The organism is Mesorhizobium sp. WSM4833 (assembly GCF_055811095.1).
Map to the genome: position 1 here is coordinate 197,058 of NZ_JBVVQG010000004.1, position 18,501 is coordinate 215,558.

Below are 18,501 nucleotides of genomic sequence, written 5' to 3' on the forward strand. Positions count from 1 at the left end.
GCCGGCGATCCCAGGCAATTCAGGGAGAGAGAGATGAACATTGCTCCGGGCAAGAATGCCGTCGGCAATATCCCGTTCGACCAGGCAAGGGTCGACCGGCTGATGGAGGAGGCCGGCATCGATGTGCTGCTCGCCACCTCCAAGCACAACACGCAATATCTGCTGGGCGGTTACAAGTTCATCTTCTTCGCCGCCATGGATGCGATCGGCCACAGCCGATACCTGCCGATCGTCGTGTACGAAAAGGGCGGGCCGGACCATGCCGCCTATATCGGCAACCGCATGGAGGGCGGCGAGCATCAGAACAACCCGTTCTGGACGCCGACGCTGCACGCTGCCTGCTGGGGCACGCTCGACGCCGCCAATCTCGCTGTCGAGCATCTGCAGAAGATCGGCAAGGCGGGCGCCCGCATCGGCATCGAGCCCGGCTTCCTGCCGTCGGACGCCTATACGCTGATCCGCAAGGCGTTGCCGGACGCCAGGCTGATCGACGCGACCGACATGCTGGAGCGCATGCGCGCGATCAAGACCGATGCCGAACTGGAGAAGCTGCGCACGGCCTCCGAACTGATCACCGATTCCATGCTGGCGACCATTGCCTGGGCGCGCGAAGGCACGACCAAGAGCGAGATCATCGAGCATCTGCGGCGCGAGGAAACCAATCGCGGCATTCATTTCGAATATTGCCTGCTGACGCTGGGCGCCAGCCACAACCGCGCCGCTTCACCGCAGGCGTGGAAGAAAGGCGAGGTGCTGTCGATCGATTCCGGCGGCAATTATCATGGCTATATCGGCGACCTCTGCCGGATGGGCATTCTCGGCGAACCGGATGCCGAACTGGAAGATCTGCTGGCCGAGGTCGAGACGGTGCAGCAGGCGGCCTTCTCAAAAGTCAAAGCGGGCACGCTGGGCGGCGACATGATTTCGCACGCTGAGGGCGTGCTGAAGGCTTCGAAGGTCGCGCCCTACACGGATTTCTTCGCCCATGGCATGGGGCTGATCACGCATGAAGCGCCATTCCTGATGACCAACCATCCGGTGACCTATGAAGGCACCTATGCGGCCAAGCCGCTGGAGAAGAACATGGTGCTGTCGGTGGAGACGACCATGCTCCACCCGACGCGTGGCTTCATCAAGCTGGAGGATACGCTGGCGGTCACCGAAACCGGCTATGTGATGTTCGGTGATCGGGGGCGGGGGTGGAACCAGGGTGGGATTTTATAGAACCCAAGGCTGGCGCTGCCCCTCATCCGCCTGCCGGCACCTTCTCCCCGTATAGTGACGGGGAGAAGAGGGCAGCCGCGCCCTCGGCGCCTATTTGCGGCGTTGAAAACTAGCGAAAGCGCCGATGACTGCGTCTTTCTCCCCGCCACTATACGGGGAGAAATGTCCGGCAGGACAATGAGGGGCAGCGCTGCCCTAGAACGAGTTCATCACTGTCCCGGCGGAATCAGCCTGAAATCCGGCAGCTCGCGCAAAACCAGTTCAGGCCCTGCCGGCGAATAGACGACGAAAAGCTGCATCGGCCCGTCGCCGGTGTTGAGTGTCGAATGAAAGCGGCTTTCCGGCACATAGATGGTGCAGCCGGGACCGACTTTCTCGATCACCGGATTGCCCTTCTCGTCCTCGACCATCTGTTCGCCATGGCCCGAAATGACGAAGATGATTTCCTCGGCACCGGGATGATTGTGGCGTGTGTGACCCTTGCCGGAGGGCAGGTCGACGACGCCGCCGGAAAAGCGGGTCGCACCATTCACCTCGGGCGCCACCGTCAGCGCCAGTCTGCCCCAGTCGAAGCCGAAGGCGCTGACGTCCTTCGGGTAGACAAATACCTTGCTCGTGTCAGTCATCGTCTCATCATCCCTTCTTTTTCTTCGTGGTCTTGTCACCACCAAGTGTCACCGCCTTGAAATCGGCCGTCTGTTTGGCGATCGCGGCTTCCGCCGGCAGCCGTTCCATAGAGCTTGCGCCATAGAAGCCGTGCAGGCCCTTGGCATGGGAGAGGATGTAGCGGGCGTCGTCGGGCATCGAAATCGGGCCGCCATGGCAAAGCAGGATGACATCCTTGCGCACCGAGCGCGCCGCGTTGGCGATGGCGTCGATCTCGACGACGCAGTCGTCGAGCGACTTGGCCGATGTCGCGCCGATCGAGCCGCCCGTCGTCACACCCATATGGGCGACGATGATGTCGGCGCCGGCCTTGGTCATGGCGCGGGCCTCGTCGGGGTTGAAGACATAGGGCGTGGTCAAGAGGTCGAGCTTGTGCGCCTCGGCGATCATGTCGACCTCGAGGCCGAAGCCCATGCCGGTTTCCTCGAAGCTTTGCCGCATGCTTCCGTCGAACAGACCGATGGTGGGAAAGTTCTGCACGCCGGAAAAGCCCATCGTCTTCAGCTCGGCCAGCAGCAGCGGCATGATGACGAACGGGTCGGTGCCGTTGACGCCGGCCAGCACCGGCGTGTGTCTGACCACCGGCAGCACCTCGTAGGCCATTTCCTTGACGATCTCGTTGGCATTGCCATAGGCGAGCAGGCCGGCGGCCGAGCCGCGCCCGGCCATGCGGTAGCGGCCGGAATTGTAGATGATGATGAGGTCGATGCCACCGGCCTCCTCGGCCTTCGCCGACAGGCCGGTGCCGGCGCCGCCGCCGACGATCGGCACGCCCTTGTCGATCATTCCCCTGAATTTCTTCAAGATGTCCTTGCGCGGTATGGCGGGCATTTTTTGAGGTCTCTCACTGTCTGGCGATGTCGAGGAAGGCCGCTGTTGCAGCCCTTGCGAATTCCGGGTCGTTGATATGCAGCGGCAGGCGCGTCACGCGCCGCTTGCCGTTGGGCTGGATGGTGCGCTCGATGGCTTCGAACAGAACGGCGTCGGCTTCCGGGTCGAAGAAGGCGCCGCCTTCGATGTCGAGCGCCGAGACGCCTTTTTCCGGGATCAGAAAATGCACCGCCCCCCCGCAACGGGCGAGCCTAGTGCCGATCCACTCGCCGATCGCGCGGCATTCGTCCGCCGTGGTGCGCATCAGCGTGACATTGGGATTGTGCTCGTAGAACAGCCGGCCGCGATGGTGTTCCGGGATGGTCGAAGGCGCCCAGAAGTTCACCATGTCGAGCGCGCCGACGGAGCCGACATAGGGCAGCCCGGTGCGGGCGATGGCGCCGAAACGATCCTCCGTCGCCGGCAGCACGCCGCCGAACAGCAGATCGCAGACTTCGGTCGTGGTGATGTCGATGATCCCGGACAGTAGGCCGCTGTCGGCCAGCTTCTCCATGCTGCGGCCGCCGGTGCCGGTGGCGTGGAAGACCATGCAATCATAGGTCGAGCGGAGCTGATCGGCGATAGCCGTCACGCAAGGCGTGGTGACGCCGAACATGGTAAGGCCGATCGACGGCCTGCCGTCGGGCGCCGGCGCCGGCCTCGCCGCCATGCCTGATATCGCCTGGGCGGCATTGTGCAGCACGACGCGGGAGAGCCGGTTCAGCCCGGCCATGTCGGTCACCGCCGGCATCATGATGATGTCGGAGACATCGACATAGGGTGCGGTATCGCCGGAGGCGAGCGTCGAGACCATGATCTTGGGCAGGCCGAGCGGCAGGGCGCGCATGCCCGACGTGACGATCGATGTGCCGCCACCGCCGCCAATGCCGATCATGGCCGCGATGTCGTTGCGCGATTGGGCAAAGCGGGCGAAGGCGATGCCCATTGCGGCGACCGCGGCGCCGCGATCATTGCCGCCGAGCACGGTTTCACTGCCGCCGGGATGATGGTCGGCGATTTCCCTCGCGCTGATATCGACGGGGATGGTTGCGTCGCGCGTTCCGACATCGACACGACAAACGAGGGCGCCCGCAGCCGTGATTGCATCGGCCAGGAAGGCGAGTTCCTCGCCCTTGGTGTCCGCGGTACCCACCACATAAATACGCTTCATTGCGCTCTCCCAATCTTGGCAGGCGCGATGCCGCCCCCATCGCTCATTGCCCGGGCCACTCGACGATGCGGACGCCATTGCAAATTTTTGAGACGCGCGTATCGTATTGGTATGAATGTCTCACGTCAACAATCCGCTGCGAGCGACGAGGCTGAACGGGCAACCGGCCCAGTGCCCGAACGTGGGCCGCGCGCGCGGACCAAACGGCTGATGCTGGAGACGGCAACAAGGCTGATGCAGGCGGGCGTCACGCCCTCAGTCAGCGAGGTCGCCGAGGCGGCCGAGGTTTCCCGCGCCACCGCCTATCGTTACTTCCCGAGCCAGTCGGCACTGGTGCAGGCCGTCGTCGACGAGGGGCTGGGGCCAATCCTCACCTGGCAATCGACCTCCGCCGATGCCGAGCGCCGGGTCGCCGAGCTGTTCGACACGGCCATGCCGCGCATCGAGGCCTTCGAGGCTACGTTCAAGGCAGCACTGAAGCTGTCGCTCGATCAATGGGCGCGGCGTCAGGCCGGCACGCTGGGCGGTGAGCCCGCCTTTACGCGTGGCCACCGCATCGACCTGCTGAAGGATGCGATCGCGCCGCTCAAGGGCCGTTTGCCGCCGCGCGACTTCAAGCGGCTGGCACAGGCGCTGTCGCTTATCTTCGGCGTCGAGGTGCTGATCGTGCTCAAGGATATCTGGGGGCTGGACAGCCGCCGGACGATGTCGGTCGCACAGTGGGCGGCCGGGGCGCTGGTGCGTGCGGCAGTGGCGGAATCGGTCGATGAAGGAGGCAGCCTCGATCCGAAGGCAGTCGTGAAATAGAGCCTAACTGGTTCGACCAGATTGGCATGCACACTACTGATCTTAGCGGTTGGGTGGGGTATTGGACAATACCCGATCATATCACTGAGTAGGAAAATCTTGGTAAAACAGGCAGATAAAGCGGTAATCCGATGGAAATGGCCGCGTCAAGCTGCCAAGAAAGGGCTTGACGCGCATGCAAAATTGGTAATACCAGATTGGATCAGAAAAGCGGATCGAAAGTGAGGGCTGCGATCCATTTTCCGGCGGGGCGAGGAGGCTCGAAACCGGAAAGGTGCGATCACGGGAGGAACTACCAGGGCCGGCCACGTTGCCGGCTCGCACGATAAGGTAGAACGCGCACAAGGGAGGAAATCATTATGCGCAAGTTAGTGACCAGCGTACTTGCTGGTATCGGCTTAACGCTTGCCTGCGGAACGTCCGTTTACGCGCAGGAAAAGTCACTCACCATCTTCTGGGCTGAATGGGATCCCGCAAATTATCTGCAGGAGCTCGGCAACGAGTACGAGAAGCAAACCGGCGTCAAGATCACGGTGGAAACCACCCCGTGGGCCGATTTCCAGACCAAGGCCTTTACCGAGTTCAACGCCAAGGGCAGCGCCTATGACCTGGTCGTCGGCGACTCGCAATGGCTTGGTGCCGCCTCCGAGGGCGGTCACTATGTCGACCTCACCGACTTCGTCAAAGAGAACAAGGTTCTCGACAAGATGGCTCCGGCGACGGTCAAGTTCTACTCCGAATATCCCGGCAACAGCGGCAAGTACTGGTCGATCCCGGCCGAGGGCGACGCCGTGGGCTGGGCCTACCGCAAGGACTGGTTCGAGGATCCGAAGGAAATGGAAGCGTTCAAGGCCAAGTATGGCTACGACCTTGCCGTTCCGAAGACCTTCAAGGAAATGACCGACATCGCGGAGTTCTTCAACAGGCCCGACCAGAACCGCTACGGCATCGCCATCTACACCCAGAACCAGTATGACGGCCTGGCGATGGGCTTCGAGAACGCGCTGTTCTCGTATGGCGGTGAGCTCGGCGACTTCGGTACCTACAAGGTCGACGGCATCATCAACTCGGACAAGGCGGTGGCCGCGGCGGAAAACTACCGCAAGCTGTTCGGCTTCACGCCTCCGGGCTGGACCAACGCCTTTTTCGTCGAGAACAACCAGGCCATCACCGAAGGCCTGGCGGCGATGAGCATGAACTACTTCGCCTTCTTCCCCTCGTTGATCAACGAGGCGTCGAACCCGAACGCCAAGAACACCGGCTTCTTCGCCAACCCGGCAGGTCCAGGTGGCGAGCAGTTCGCCGCGCTCGGCGGCCAGGGCATTTCCGTCGTCTCCTATTCCAACAACAAGGAAGAGGCGATGAAATTCCTGAAGTGGTTCATCCAGGACGATACGCAGAAGAAGTGGGCGGCCCTCGGCGGCTACACCTGCAACAAGGCCGTGCTGGAATCGGCCGAGTTCCAGAACGCCACGCCCTACAACAAGGCCTTCTACGACACGATGTTCAAGGTCAAGGACTTCTGGGCGGTGCCGGAGTATGCGGAACTGCTGCAGCAGCTCAACCAGCGTGTCTATCCGTACATCGTAAACGGCGATGGTACGGCCAAGGAAATGCTGGATGCGCTGGCGAAGGATTGGGACGCCACGTTCAAGAAATACGGCCGCGGCCAATAACCGACATGTAGTGCGGAGGAGGCCTGCGCCTCCTCCGTTTTCTTTTTCAGGAATGGGAGCAGGTCTTGGCGACCACAATGATCACACCGCTGAATACCTCCTCCAGAGCCGCCTCTCGCGGCCTCAGCGACATTTCGATACGCAACCTCTTCATCATCCCGACGATCGTGTTCCTGATCGTCTTCAACATCTTTCCGCTGATCTATTCGCTCGGCTATTCCTTCACCGACTTCCGCGCATCGACCAATGCGCCGGCCAATTTCGTCGGACTGAAGAATTATCGCGAGCTCCTCAGCGACCCTTATATCTGGAACAATTTCGCGGTGACCGCGAAATACGTCATCGTCTCGGTCGTCGGTCAGGTTGTCGTCGGCTTTGGAACGGCAATGCTGCTCAATCGCACCATTCCGCTCAAGGGCCTGATCACGACATTGCTGCTCTTGCCGATGATGCTCTCGATGGCGGTGGTCGGCCTGTTCTGGAAGCTGCTCTACGATCCGTCCTGGGGTGTCATCAACTACGTGCTCGACCTCGGCAAATTCCAATGGCTCGGCGACCCGAAGATGGCGCTCTACGCGGTCGCGTTCACGGACATCTGGATGTGGTCGCCCTTCGTCATGCTGTTGTCGCTCGCCGGGCTTTCGGCGGTGCCGAAGCATCTTTACGAAGCTGCCGCGATCGACCGCGCCGGGCCGTTCTATACCTTCTTCCGCATCACGCTGCCGCTGGTCGCGCCGATCCTAATGATCGCGGTCATCTTCCGCACCATGGAAGCCTTCAAGACTTTCGATCTTGCCTATGTGCTGTCGACGCAGCCGAGCACCGAGGTGATTTCCATCCGTCTCTACAAGATGGCTTTCCAGGAATGGCAGACGGGGCGCTCCTGCGCGCTTGCCTATATCGTGCTGATCATGGTGCTGGCGATCACCAACATCTATGTGAAATACCTCAACAAAGTTAAGGAGCGCTGAGATGGCGGCCGTCCAGACTTCGGGTGAACGGGCGCTCAACAAGGTCGCTATTGTCGTCGTCCTCTTGGTGACGATCATCTTCCTGGCGCCGATCTACTGGATCGTGGCGACCTCGTTCAAGCCACGCAACCTGGCCACGACGATCCCGCCGACGGTGATGTTCGAGCCGACCATCTCGCCTTTCGTCAAACTTTTCACAAAGCGCTCACAGTTGCGCAGCCCGCCGTCGGCCGAAGAATATGCCGCCGCCCCGTGGTGGGAACGCGTCGTGTTCGACGGCGGCGAGAAGATCGTGCGCGACGGCAAGGGCCAGGTGCAATGGTCGGGATATCCGAGCCGCTTCCTGAACTCGCTCATCATCGCCATCACCTCGACGGTGTTGGCGGTCGGCATGGGGACATTCACCGCCTATGGCTTCTCGCGCTTCAAGGTGAAGGGGGAGGCGGACCTGCTCTTCTTCATCCTGTCGACGCGCATGTTGCCGGCGGTGGTGGTCGCCATCCCGATGTTCCTGATGTACCGGGCAGTCGGGCTCAACGACACGCATCTGGGCCTGATCATTCTCTACACCGCCTTCAACCTGTCCTTCTCCGTGTGGCTGATGAAGGGTTTCATGGACGAGATTCCGAAGGAATATGAGGAGGCCGCGCTTGTCGACGGCTACACGCGCATGGAGGCGTTCTTCAAGATCGTGCTGCCGGAGGCCGCCACGGGCATCGCCGCCACCGCCGTGTTCTGTTTCATCACCGCATGGAACGAATACGCCTTTGCGCTGATCATGACCAACCGCCGCGCCCAGACCGCGCCTCCCTTCATCCCGAGCCAGGTCGGTTCGGGCCTGCCGGACTGGACGGTGATCGCCTCCGGAACCTTCCTGTTCCTGCTGCCGGTCGCCATCTTCACCTTCCTGCTTCGCAATCATCTGCTGCGCGGCATGTCCTTCGGAGCGATCCGCAAATGAGTTTTCGCGCCTTCAACCAGAAATACCTTGAGCCTGGGTCGCAGATACTGATGGTGCTCGGCATCGTCGCGCTCTGCCAGCCCTGGAACATGCTGCTGCACAGCTATGGCCTGACCATCATCCTGATCGGGCTCGTCGGCTTCAACGTAACCTCCAAGATCGCGCCCGAGGAGAAGGCCGGCACCGGCCAGGTGCGCAATCCGGGAGCACAGCATTGACCCAGATCGAGCTTCGCGGCGTCCAGAAATTCTTCGGCGCCGTCCAGGTCATCAAGGACCTAAACCTCAAGATCGCCGACAACGAGTTCATCGTGCTGCTCGGCCAATCGGGCTGCGGCAAGACGACGACGCTGCGCGCCATCGCCGGGCTGGAAACCATCGACGAGGGCGACATCTTCATCGACGGCAAGCCGGTGCAGCATTTGAAGGCCGCCGACCGCGACATCGCCATGGTGTTCCAGTCGTTCTCGCTCTATCCGCATATGAGCGTCTACGAGAACATCGCCTTCCCCTTGCGCGCCACGCGCAAGAGCAAGACGGAGATCGACAGCGAGGTGCGCTCCGTCGCCAAGACGCTGCAGATCACCGACCTGCTGGACAAGAAGCCGTCGGCGCTCTCGGGTGGCGACATGCAGCGCGTCGCCATTGGCCGCGCTCTGGTGCGGCGGCCGAAAGCCATGCTGATGGATGAGCCGATCGGCGCGCTCGACGCCAAGCTGCGCGAGGAGATGCGCGCGGAAATCAAGCGGCTGCACATCAAGCAGGGCTCGACCACCATCTATGTCACGCACGACCAGATCGAGGCCATGAGCCTGGCCGACCGCATCGTCATCATGCACGCAGGCGTCTTGCAACAGGTCGGCACGCCCGACGAGGTCTATTCGCAACCGGCAAATCTGTTCGTGGCGCAATTCGTCGGCAGCCCGGTGATGAATGTCACCGATGCCGCAGTCGCCGAGACCGGATCCGCGGTCTCGGTAACGGTCGGCGGCGCGGCTTCTGGCTTCGAATTTCCGCAGGCATTGCTGTCGAAGCTCAACGGCCATGCCGGCGGCCAGTTGGCGCTTGGCATACGGCCGGAAGGCGTGCTCATCCGGCGCGAGGCGACCGAGGGCTTCGTGCCTGTCGACACACATATCGTCGAGCCGCTCGGCTCCTTCGACATCGTCGATCTCAAGGTCGGAACCGAGTTGCTGCGGGCCCGCACCAAGAGCGGCTTCGTTGCCGGACCCGGTGAAAGGGTCTTCGCCAGGATCGACCCGACCCAGGCGCATTTCTTCGACAAGGCAAGCGGCAAGTCGCTCGAGGTGAGACTCTGATGGCCCATATCCAGCTCAAGAACATCTCGAAGACCTTCGGCAACCACACGGCGCTCACCGGGCTCGATCTCGATATTGCCGATGGCGAGTTCTTCGTGCTGCTGGGCGAGACGGGCGCCGGCAAGACGACGACGCTGCGGCTTATCGCCGGCTTGGAAAAGCCCAGCGAAGGCCAGGTCTTCATCGACGGCGTCGACGTTGCCGACTGGGGTGCGGCCGAGCGTGACGTGGCGCTGGTGCTGCAGCAATATTCGCTCTATCCGCGCTACACGGTGCGCGAAAATCTCGAATTCCCGCTGAAGCCGAAAATTCGCCGGCTGCCCGACGCCGAGATCAAGGACCGTGTCGACCGTGCCGCCCGTACGCTGCGGATCGAGCATCTGCTCGACCGCAAGACGGATCGGCTGTCCGGCGGCGAGATGCAGCGCGTCTCGATCGGCCGCGCCATTGTGCGCAAGCCGCGTGTGTTCCTGATGGACGAGCCGCTGTCTGCGCTCGACGCCAAGCTGCGCGAGGCGCTGCGGACTGAACTGAAGAACCTGCAGATACAGCTCGGCGCCACCTTCCTGTTCGTCACCCACGATCAGATCGAGGCGATGTCGATGGGTGACAAGGTCGGCGTGCTCAACCATGGCCGAATCGTCCAGACCGGCACACCGCATGAGATCTACAACAATCCACGCGACACCTATGTGGCGAGCTTCGTCGGCTCGCCGCCGATGAACCTCATCGACGGCAAGCTCGTGAACGGCCGCGCGGTGATGGCGCCGCTGAATTTCGAATTGCCTTTTTCAGGGGGAGCCAAAGCGGGCGGGGCGACCGACGGTCGCCCGCTCGTCTTCGGCATTCGTCCCGAGGACGTCTATCTCGAGAGCGGCGCGCCGGTCGAGGCGCGTGTCCACGACGTCGAGAACCACGGCGTCGAAAAGATCCTGACGCTGCGCGTCGGCGACGCGACACTGCGTGCAACCGTGCCGGCCAGGACCGACGTCGCCATCGAGCAGGCGGTGCGCTTTGCCTGGAACCCCGACAAGGTGGTGCTGTTCGACAAGGGCAGCGGCGTCAGCTTGCGTCACGCCTCGTAGCCGCATCCCAGCCTATTTCTGGAAGTAGGTTTCGTAGGGCGTGTCGTTGATCAGCAGGATCACGCATTCCGTGTCGGAGACGCAGGCGTCGTCATGCATCTCATTGGCTTTCTGGGTCCAGTAGGATCCAGGAGGCAGTTCGACCTTGGTCGCCTCGCCGCCATCCATCTGCCAGTGCGCCCACATCCCCTTTATGACCACCGCACGATAATCCGCGGTGTGCGCATGGACCGGTGCGCGCCAGTTGCCGGGAACCTTCAGCAACGTGCCTGCCGGACCCTTGGCCCGCTCGCCCCACAAAGGGCCAAGACGATGCGGCTGGTCGGGTACTTCCGCCACATAGGGGATCTTGTCGGCCGGCAGGTAGCTGTCCTCGAGGGCAAAGGCGCGCCCGGGAACCGCAAGCATGACGGCGAGTGCGATGAGCTTCGGATGATTTGGCATTGGTTCTCCTCTTCGGACCGGCTTGCCGCCGGCCTCTCGCTGCCTGGTTCTGGCAAGCTATTGCATGCGGGTGGCCCGGCAATGGCATTGCGTCCGGAAGGCTTGGCAATTCATCCAGACTCGGCGATCCACGGCCACGCTGCGGCTGGTGCCGATGCGATTGATGCCGCGCGCCATGTCGATCATCCTGACCGGCGTTTCGCTGGCGACCGTCTGTGCGGCGCCGGTCGGCGCCTATGTCGGTGACATCTGGGGCTGGCGCACGGCCTTCATGATTGCGACCGTGGTCGCCGCCCTGGCGCTGCTGGTGCAGCTGGCCACCATTTCGAAATTGCCCCCCGTGGGTGTGGCAAGCTTCCGCACCTTGCTCGACGTGCTGAAGCGTCCGTCGATCCGGGTGGCGCTGCTGGTCGTGCTGCTGGTCGCTTCGTGACACTTTGCCGGCTTCACCTATGTCCGTCCCTTCCTCGAGAAGGTCCCCGTGCTCGACATCGAGACGATCTCGCTGGTGCTGCTGGCCTATGGCATTGGCGGCTTCTTCGGCAATGTCGCCGGCGGCATCCTGGCCGAGCGCAGCCTCAAGGCAGCCGTTGGGCTGGCGCCCTTGCTGATCGCACCGGCCGCCGCCTCGATGCTGGTTTTCGGAGCTTCGCCGACGATCGCCGCTGCCGCCGTTGCGGTCTGGGGCTTTGCTTTCGGCGCGGTTCCGGTCGGGCTGCAGAGCTGGCTGGTGCGGGCAGCACCCGACCAGGCAGAAAGCGCCGGCGGACTGATGGTGGCGACGTTCCAGGTGGCGATCGCGCTCGGCGCCGTCTTCGGCGGCCTGCTGGTCGACCACACCGGCGTCGCCAGTGCCTTCGCCTATTGCGGCGCGGCGACATTGCTGGCGGCCAGCGTGGTGTTCCTGCGGCCCGAAGCAGGCCGAGTAGCCTCGCCGCAATCAGGCTTCCCTGACACCTGCGCGTCGGCCCGAGAACCATCACGGTTTTCGGGCCGACGCCGTTGTGACGGCAGCGACGAACGAACTCAGGCCGACCGCCCATCGAAATCGAAGACCGACAGGATCGAGGGGTCGAGATCGGCCACGCAGTTGATGTTGATGTAGGCGCTGCGTTCACGGCCCTCGCGGACATCCTCCGCAAAGGGATGGATACCGCAGGCCCGGCAGAACCGGTGCGCGATGGCATGATTGCCGAATGTGTAGGTGCCCAAATCGTCGCCCCAGGCCAGGACCCGCAAGGTCCCGTGCGGGATGGCACACAACAGGGCGCCCTTGCGCGAGCAGATCGAGCAATTGCACCTGATGGCACTGGTCAGTTCGGCCTTGAATTCGAAGGCGACCTTGCCGCAGTGGCAGCTGCCTTTGTAGAGCATCGGATTTTCCTCGCATTCGACAGGGTGCAAAACCGTCTGCGCCGGGTTAAGTCTCGGCAAGCCAGGCACTGGCCGCTATCCCTTAAGACGTTCAAGGCGTCCGGAGTCCGACACCGAAAATGCAATCCGTCCGTGATCATCTGGAAATCATCCTTGCGCGCCTCGCCGCCCGTGCCGGCGAAGAGCGTGTGTTCACGAAGCTCTATGCCGAAGCCGCGAGGGCCGCGGCCGATGCCAGCGATGCGCGCAGCCAAGCCGGCGTGACGCTCGGGCCGCTCGACGGCACCATCGTCTCGATCAAGGATTTGTTCGATGTCGCCGGCGAGCCAACCACGGCCGGCTCGCTGATGCTCAAGACCACAGCACCTCCGCTGGGCGATGCCGCGATCGTCAGCCGGCTGCGGCAGGCCGGCGCGGTTATCACCGGCAAGACCAACATGACCGAATTCGCCTTCACCGCGATCGGCGACAACCAGCATTTCGGCACGCCTGGCAATGCCGTGGACACCAATCGCATTCCGGGCGGTTCTTCCTCAGGCGCCGGCGTTTCCGTCGGCGAGCGCACGAGCGAAATATCGATCGGTTCCGACACCGGCGGTTCGATACGCATTCCGGCTTCACTCAACGGTGTCGTCGGCTTCAAGCCGACGGCGCGACGTGTGCCGCTCGCCGGCGCGTTCCCACTGTCGGCCACGCTGGACTCGATCGGTCCGCTTGCCCGAACCGTCGCCCAGTGTGCCGCCGCCGACGCCGTGATGGCCGGTGAGGTGCCGACCGCGCTGACGCCGATTGCCCTGGCAGGGCTTCGCATAGGCATTCCGCGCGGCGTCCTTTTCGAAGAGACGGAAGACGAGGTGGCGACCGCGTTCGACCGCTGCCTTGGCAAGATCGAGCAGACGGGCGCGCGGATCGAGGATCTGTCGATCGACGATCTGCTTGCCGATTTGCGCGCGGCCACCAAGCGTGGTTCGATCGCCGCGATGGAGGGGGCCGAAGTGCATGCCGACTGGCTGGCGACAGGGGCATCGGTGCCGGTCGACCCGCATGTCAGCGGACCTTTGTCGCGGGCAGCCATGCTGCCGACGCCTGTCTACATCAGGGCAATGCGCCGTCGTACAGCGCTCGCCGCCGCCATGGACGAGCGGCTGTCCTCGGTCGATGTGCTGGCCTTGCCGACCACACCGGTGACGGCGCCGACTATCGTCTCGATGGCTGACCACCCTGAGTTGCGTGACCGCACCGAAGGCCTGCTGCTGCGCAACACGCAGGTTGCCAACCAGTTCGATCTCTGCGCGATCTCGCTGCCGATGCCGGGCACTCAGCTGCCCGCCGGCTTGATGCTGGTGGCGCGCAACGGCCATGACCAACGCCTGCTGCGCATAGCAGCAGAGGTGGAGCAGCTGCTTGGCGCGTGAGTAGGGCTGAACCGCCCATCAGCGCGACGAGCAGCGCTTGCGTTCGCTGTCCTTGGCGGTCCGTACGATACGGGTCGCGACCAGCCAGGGCAAATTGTACTCCTTGCCGGCGATCGTCTGGGTGCGGTGCTCGATCGAGCCCCTGACGACGATCTTGCCAGCATGAAGCGCGTCGGAAAGATCGGTTATCGCCTTGTCGGCCTGCGGCAATCCGCTGGGGTCGATCGACACGCCCTTGATGATCGCCCCGGTGGCAAGGTCGAGTGCGCTGTTGGACGGGCAGGGCGCCTTGAAGCAGCGCAGCCCGTTGTCGCAATAGACATAACTGCTCTCGGCCGCGAATGCCGGCATGGCACAGAGCGAACAGGCAGCGACAAAGAGGAAGGCGAGACCGGGCATGGCTCTCAACGTCGCGGAGAATTGGGGCGAAACCGCGATGGGTTACAGGCTCGCCGGAAACCGCCGCCGATAGTGATCGACCACTTCTGGATTGCGCAGATTGACCGGCAGCTTGCCCGCCAGCACCAGCAGGGCTTCGCCCGCCGCGCCGACGCCCATGCGCATCATCGATTCCTCGGTGATCCCCGCCATGTGCGGCGTGATGATGACATTGTCGAAGCCGAAATAGGGATGGTTCGACGGCAGCGGCTGCGTCGCAAACACGTCGAGCGCGGCGCCGCCGATGCGCCGTTTCTGCAAGGCCTCGATCAGCGCGTCGTCGTCGACGACCGGTCCGCGCGACACGTTGATCAGCAGCGCCTGCGGCTTCATGCGGGCGATCCGCTCACGGTTGATCAGGCCGCGCGTTTCCGGCGTCAGCGGGCAGCACAGAACGATGATGTCGCTCTGCTCGACGAGAGCGTCGATCGACAGGAAGCCGACCTTGTCCGGCGCCGGCTGCATGCTGCGCGTCGTTGCCACCACTTTCACGTCGAAGCCGTGCGCGGCGATATGGCCGACCGCCTGGCCGACGGCGCCGAGGCCGACAATGCCGATCGTCTTGCCGGCAAGCTCGCTGTTGGCGTTGGCGTGCTCGCGGCCGGCAAGCCAGCCTTTGGCGCGCAGGTCGCGGTCGACGACGCGGAAGTTGCGCAGCAAGGCGAGGGCCACGAACATGACGTGTTCGGCCACCGATCGGGCATTGACCGCCGGCACATTCGCCACCAGCACGCCGGCGGCCGTCGCTGCTTCCATCGGGATCATGTCGAGCCCGGCGCCATGACGGATTGCCGCCCGCAGCAGCTTTGCGCCGTCGAAAAGCTGTGGGGGCAGCGGCGCGCGCACGATGACGATGTCGGCATTTTTCGCCTCGGCGGCCAGCGTGGCCGGATCGATGGCGGAGGCGACGACGAGCTCGCCGGCGCCGGAGAGCATAGCCGAGGCGCGCGGGTGCAGAGGGTGCGTCGTGAGGATACGAGCCATGTCGGTCAGGCTTTTTCGAGCGCCGGGCTTTGCGGCTCCTCGCCATGGCCCTCGATCAGGCCCTTCCAGTAGCTCTCAGCGCCCTGCAGATGGGCGCTCATCAGCGCCTGTGCGAGATTGCCGTCGCGGCGCAGCAGCGCCTCATAGATCTGGATATGCTCGGCATGCGAGCGCACGTTGCGCTCGGGGTCGTTGAAATAGATCGGCAGGCGCTGCTCGCCCATCATGTAGTAGACGCTGCAGACATTGTGGAAGACGCTGTTCTTGGTGGCGCGCACGATTTCGAGGTGGAATTCGCGGTCTTCCCTGGCAAGCCCTTCGCCGGCGGCGATGCGCTCTTCCGAAGCCTTCAGGATTTCGCGCAGCCGCTCGAAATTCTCCTCTGTGGCACGCGAACAGGCAAGTTCGGCCGCCTTGATCTCATGGATCTTGCGCAGTTCGACCGTCTCGTAGATCTGGATCGGGTCGAGCGGCAGGCCCGCGCGGGCAAAGAGCGCCATGGCCTCCACACTGGCCTGCTTGGTGTCGATGTAGATGCCGGACTTGGCCCGGCGCTCAACGATGCGCATGGCCTCCAGGATGGCCAGCGCCTCGCGGATCTGACCGCGGCTGACGGCGAAATGCTCCGCCAGTTCGCGCTCCGATGGCGTTCGGCCGCTCTCCTTGTCCGAATGGGAGAACAGGTAGGCAGCGAGTTCCGCGAGAAGGTTCTTTTCTTTCATAGTCAACCGCGTTGCGCGTGCGCCTCCAGGAACCGCTCCGAAATGGTGAATCCCAGACCCGGTTTTTCCGGGATCGCTATCATGCCGTCCCTGGCTTCGACAGTCTCTTCGACCAGATCATGGATCATCGGGTTGGCGCCGAGCGAATATTCGACGGTGAAACTCGACGGCGAGGCGGCGCAGACATGCAAGCCTGCGAAAAAACAGGGCGCGCCGGCCCACAAATGCGGCGCAAAGCGCAGATTGAAGGCGCTGGCGATGGTGCCGATCTTCATCGCCTCGCTGATGCCGCCGCAGAAGGCGGGATCGGGCTGGAAGATGTCGGCGGCTTTGAGCACGGCAAGGTCGCGGAAGGCGTAGCGGGTCGCCTCGCTTTCGCCTGTGGCGATCGGAACGGCGCCACTTGCCCGCACTTCGGCCATGCCCGGCTTATCGTCGGCGATGATAGGTTCCTCGAACCAGGCGAGGTCCAAATCGTTGACAAGGTGGATGAAGCGCTTGGCTTCAGCCACCGTGTAGGTGCCGTGCGCGTCGACCATCAGTTCGACATCGGGGCCGAGCGCCTGCCGTGCGGCGCGCACGCGGGTGGCGGAAATGTGTGCCGCGCCGTCCATGGCGCCAACCCGCATCTTCAGTGCCTTGAAACCGCCCTTGGCGATATAGGATTTCAACTGCTCGCCGATGGCGTCGGCGGCCGCCCAGCCGCCGGACGCGTAAGCCGGCATGCGATCGAGCTTGCGGCCGCCGAGCAGCCGCCAGACAGGAACGCCAAGCGATTTGCCAAGAATGTCCCACAGCGCGATGTCGACGGCGCTGATCGCGGCGATGCTCATGCCGCGCCGCGCCAGCTGCGGCATGGCGTGGCCGCCGCGTGCGGCGCTGTCGTGGCGCACGCCATTGTAGAGCATCTCCCAGATGATGCCGATGTCGGCCGGATCGCGGCCGACCAGCTGCGGCCCGACTTCATGGTTCAGCATGTGGACGAGTGCACCGTAGCTGCCGGCACTGCCGGCGGCGTTCTTGCCTTCGCCCCAGCCGACCAGCCCGTCATCGGTCTCGATGCGCAGGATGGCGGCGTCGAAGGTCGTCACCTGACCGAAGTCGCTGCGGTGCTGCCGAGCGGCTTCGATCGGAACGCGGATCCACCAGGCTTGGACGGACTTGATACGCATATTCTTCCCCAGCCCTGCGCCGGTCAGGGCGGAAGGGCGAATTTCCCTGAGGCAGTCGACTACTTGATCAGCGGCAGCAACGTTTCGGCGTTGATGCGCATCTGGTCGGTGTAGAATTTCTCGGTGAGCACGCTGGAGCCGTGGTCCTGGATGAACTTCAGCTGTTCGGGCGAGATATCGACCGGATTGCGCTCGACCATGTCGGGATAGGGGGCCGCCGGCGTCCGGTCGACGGGCGCGACGAACTCGTTGGTCAGCGCGCCGTCGTAGCCGATCTCGCGCAAGGTAGCGACGATCTTCGGCCAGTCGATCTGGCCGAGACCGGCGGCGAAGCGGTTGTTGTCGGCGACATGGAAGTCGAACAGGCGCTTTCCGGCCTGCCGGATCGCGTCATAGACGTTAAATTCTTCCATATGGAGGTGGTAGGCGTCGAGGCAGACACCGCATTCGGGGCTGACCGCGTCGGCCAAAGCCAGCGCCTGGGCGCCGCGATTGAACAGATAGGTCTCGAAGCGGTTGAGCGGTTCAACAGCGATCTTGACGCCGACCTTCTTGGCGTGGGTGAAGCATTCGCGGGTGGCGTCGACGACCCACTTCCATTCCTCTTCCTCGGTGCCGTCAGGCACGACCTTGCCGACGGTCGCCGGAACCAGCGTGATGATCTCGCCATCGAGTTCGCTGACCATGGTCAGCACGTCCTTGACATACTGAACGGAACGCTCGCGCTGGCCCTGGTTCCTGGCGGCAAGGTTGCGCTCGCCCAGCATCAGGGTCACCGCGCCCCAGCAACGAATGCCATGCTCCTTCAGCAGCGCCCGGGTCTCCCTGGTCTTGTACTGCTCGGGTTCGCCGGAAATCTCGATCGACTCATAGCCGAATTTCTTGATGCGCTTGAGCGTCGTTTCCAAGGGTTCCGCGCGCATCCAGTTGTGCGTCGAAAGATGCATGGTCTGTCCTTCCCAACTCGTCTCTATGGTTCGCCTGCGACATGCATCGCCAAAAGGCGACACAAAGGTTCCTCCCCAAGGCGTTCCCAGCCTTTTCTCGCAAACTGGTTCGACCAATTGGGCCTGAAGCGAGGTCTACAGCAAATTATCCGGATCGGCAAGAAGCGCCGGGATGCAACTTTCGCTGTGGAGTATTTCCTTGATTATATTGAGATATATATGCCTGCGCCGGGTGGTTTTGGGGTCATGATGGCGC

General features: G+C 63.2%; 19 protein-coding genes and 1 pseudogene. 10 read left to right on the forward strand and 10 right to left on the reverse strand.

Going from position 1 to position 18,501, the window contains the following annotated elements; translation table 11 throughout:
* The first annotated feature begins 33 nt into the window (after nucleotides 1-33).
* Complete coding sequence (locus AC0L2D_RS09320) at nucleotides 34-1,224, forward strand: M24 family metallopeptidase (protein WP_473540870.1); 1,191 nt, start codon at nucleotides 34-36, stop codon at nucleotides 1,222-1,224.
* Between the two features lie 209 nt (nucleotides 1,225-1,433).
* Here the strand turns inward: AC0L2D_RS09320 and AC0L2D_RS09325 are convergent, their stop codons facing one another.
* The 3 genes from AC0L2D_RS09325 to AC0L2D_RS09335 are packed head-to-tail and all read right to left on the reverse strand — an operon-like array spanning nucleotide 1,434 to nucleotide 3,931.
* A complete protein-coding gene (locus AC0L2D_RS09325; protein WP_473540871.1) occupies nucleotides 1,434-1,850 on the reverse strand; it encodes a cupin domain-containing protein in 417 nt (138 codons plus the stop codon).
* Between the two features lie 7 nt (nucleotides 1,851-1,857).
* Complete coding sequence (locus AC0L2D_RS09330) at nucleotides 1,858-2,721, reverse strand: phosphoenolpyruvate hydrolase family protein (RefSeq protein ID WP_473540872.1); 864 nt, start codon at nucleotides 2,719-2,721, stop codon at nucleotides 1,858-1,860.
* A gap of 13 nt (nucleotides 2,722-2,734) precedes the next feature.
* Nucleotides 2,735-3,931, reverse strand: a complete 1,197-nt coding sequence (locus AC0L2D_RS09335; protein ID WP_473540873.1) for a Tm-1-like ATP-binding domain-containing protein — start codon at nucleotides 3,929-3,931, stop codon at nucleotides 2,735-2,737.
* Between the two features lie 111 nt (nucleotides 3,932-4,042).
* On the opposite strand from AC0L2D_RS09335, the gene AC0L2D_RS09340 reads away from it, so the two are divergent.
* From AC0L2D_RS09340 to AC0L2D_RS09370, 7 genes are all read left to right on the forward strand, one after another.
* Nucleotides 4,043-4,738: a TetR/AcrR family transcriptional regulator gene (locus AC0L2D_RS09340; RefSeq protein WP_013529493.1), complete on the forward strand. Its 696-nt coding sequence runs from the start codon at nucleotides 4,043-4,045 to the stop codon at nucleotides 4,736-4,738.
* A 359-nt stretch (nucleotides 4,739-5,097) separates the two neighbouring features.
* Nucleotides 5,098-6,414, forward strand: a complete 1,317-nt coding sequence (locus AC0L2D_RS09345; protein WP_013529494.1) for an ABC transporter substrate-binding protein — start codon at nucleotides 5,098-5,100, stop codon at nucleotides 6,412-6,414.
* A 65-nt stretch (nucleotides 6,415-6,479) separates the two neighbouring features.
* Complete coding sequence (locus AC0L2D_RS09350; RefSeq protein WP_013529495.1) at nucleotides 6,480-7,385, forward strand: carbohydrate ABC transporter permease; 906 nt, start codon at nucleotides 6,480-6,482, stop codon at nucleotides 7,383-7,385.
* Between the two features lies 1 nt (nucleotide 7,386).
* Nucleotides 7,387-8,346 carry a carbohydrate ABC transporter permease gene (locus AC0L2D_RS09355; RefSeq protein ID WP_473540874.1) on the forward strand — a complete coding sequence of 320 codons (960 nt, stop codon included), beginning with the start codon at nucleotides 7,387-7,389 and terminating at the stop codon, nucleotides 8,344-8,346.
* On the forward strand, nucleotides 8,343-8,564 hold the full coding sequence (locus tag AC0L2D_RS09360; RefSeq protein ID WP_013529497.1) for a hypothetical protein: 222 nt from the start codon (nucleotides 8,343-8,345) through the stop codon (nucleotides 8,562-8,564). The genes AC0L2D_RS09355 and AC0L2D_RS09360 overlap by 4 nt, the downstream gene beginning before the upstream one ends.
* Nucleotides 8,561-9,664, forward strand: coding sequence for an ABC transporter ATP-binding protein (locus AC0L2D_RS09365; protein WP_473540875.1), 1,104 nt, complete (start codon nucleotides 8,561-8,563; stop codon nucleotides 9,662-9,664). Before AC0L2D_RS09360 ends, AC0L2D_RS09365 begins: the two co-directional genes overlap by 4 nt.
* Complete coding sequence (locus AC0L2D_RS09370) at nucleotides 9,664-10,749, forward strand: ABC transporter ATP-binding protein (protein ID WP_013529499.1); 1,086 nt, start codon at nucleotides 9,664-9,666, stop codon at nucleotides 10,747-10,749. The genes AC0L2D_RS09365 and AC0L2D_RS09370 overlap by 1 nt, the downstream gene beginning before the upstream one ends.
* A gap of 12 nt (nucleotides 10,750-10,761) precedes the next feature.
* On the opposite strand, the gene AC0L2D_RS09375 is transcribed toward AC0L2D_RS09370, so the two are convergent.
* Nucleotides 10,762-11,193, reverse strand: coding sequence for a DUF4437 domain-containing protein (locus tag AC0L2D_RS09375; RefSeq protein WP_013529500.1), 432 nt, complete (start codon nucleotides 11,191-11,193; stop codon nucleotides 10,762-10,764).
* 139 nt (nucleotides 11,194-11,332) lie between these two features.
* Between AC0L2D_RS09375 and AC0L2D_RS09380 the strand changes: the two are divergent.
* Nucleotides 11,333-12,122: pseudogene (locus AC0L2D_RS09380) on the forward strand (MFS transporter); the annotation flags it as partial.
* Nucleotides 12,123-12,219: 97 nt separating this feature from the next.
* Here AC0L2D_RS09380 and AC0L2D_RS09385 read toward each other — a convergent pair.
* Entirely contained in the window at nucleotides 12,220-12,567 is a 348-nt protein-coding gene (locus AC0L2D_RS09385) for a GFA family protein (RefSeq protein WP_473540876.1), read from the reverse strand.
* 119 nt (nucleotides 12,568-12,686) lie between these two features.
* On the opposite strand from AC0L2D_RS09385, the gene AC0L2D_RS09390 reads away from it, so the two are divergent.
* Nucleotides 12,687-13,982 (forward strand): amidase, encoded by a 1,296-nt coding sequence (locus AC0L2D_RS09390; RefSeq protein ID WP_473540877.1) that lies wholly within the window; start codon nucleotides 12,687-12,689, stop codon nucleotides 13,980-13,982.
* An 18-nt stretch (nucleotides 13,983-14,000) separates the two neighbouring features.
* On the opposite strand, the gene AC0L2D_RS09395 is transcribed toward AC0L2D_RS09390, so the two are convergent.
* Genes AC0L2D_RS09395 through AC0L2D_RS09415 form a run of 5 tightly spaced genes read right to left on the reverse strand, consistent with a single transcriptional unit; the run spans nucleotide 14,001 to nucleotide 18,245 of the window.
* Complete coding sequence (locus AC0L2D_RS09395; RefSeq protein ID WP_473540878.1) at nucleotides 14,001-14,381, reverse strand: hypothetical protein; 381 nt, start codon at nucleotides 14,379-14,381, stop codon at nucleotides 14,001-14,003.
* A gap of 42 nt (nucleotides 14,382-14,423) precedes the next feature.
* A complete protein-coding gene (locus tag AC0L2D_RS09400) occupies nucleotides 14,424-15,404 on the reverse strand; it encodes a hydroxyacid dehydrogenase (RefSeq protein WP_473540879.1) in 981 nt (326 codons plus the stop codon).
* Between the two features lie 5 nt (nucleotides 15,405-15,409).
* A complete protein-coding gene (locus AC0L2D_RS09405; RefSeq protein WP_013529506.1) occupies nucleotides 15,410-16,126 on the reverse strand; it encodes a FadR/GntR family transcriptional regulator in 717 nt (238 codons plus the stop codon).
* Nucleotides 16,127-16,128: 2 nt separating this feature from the next.
* The gene (locus tag AC0L2D_RS09410; protein WP_013529507.1) at nucleotides 16,129-17,298 is read right to left on the reverse strand and encodes a mandelate racemase/muconate lactonizing enzyme family protein; all 1,170 of its coding nucleotides are present in this window, start codon (nucleotides 17,296-17,298) and stop codon (nucleotides 16,129-16,131) included.
* Between the two features lie 59 nt (nucleotides 17,299-17,357).
* On the reverse strand, nucleotides 17,358-18,245 hold the full coding sequence (locus AC0L2D_RS09415; protein ID WP_013529508.1) for a sugar phosphate isomerase/epimerase family protein: 888 nt from the start codon (nucleotides 18,243-18,245) through the stop codon (nucleotides 17,358-17,360).
* Nucleotides 18,246-18,501 lie beyond the last annotated feature (256 nt).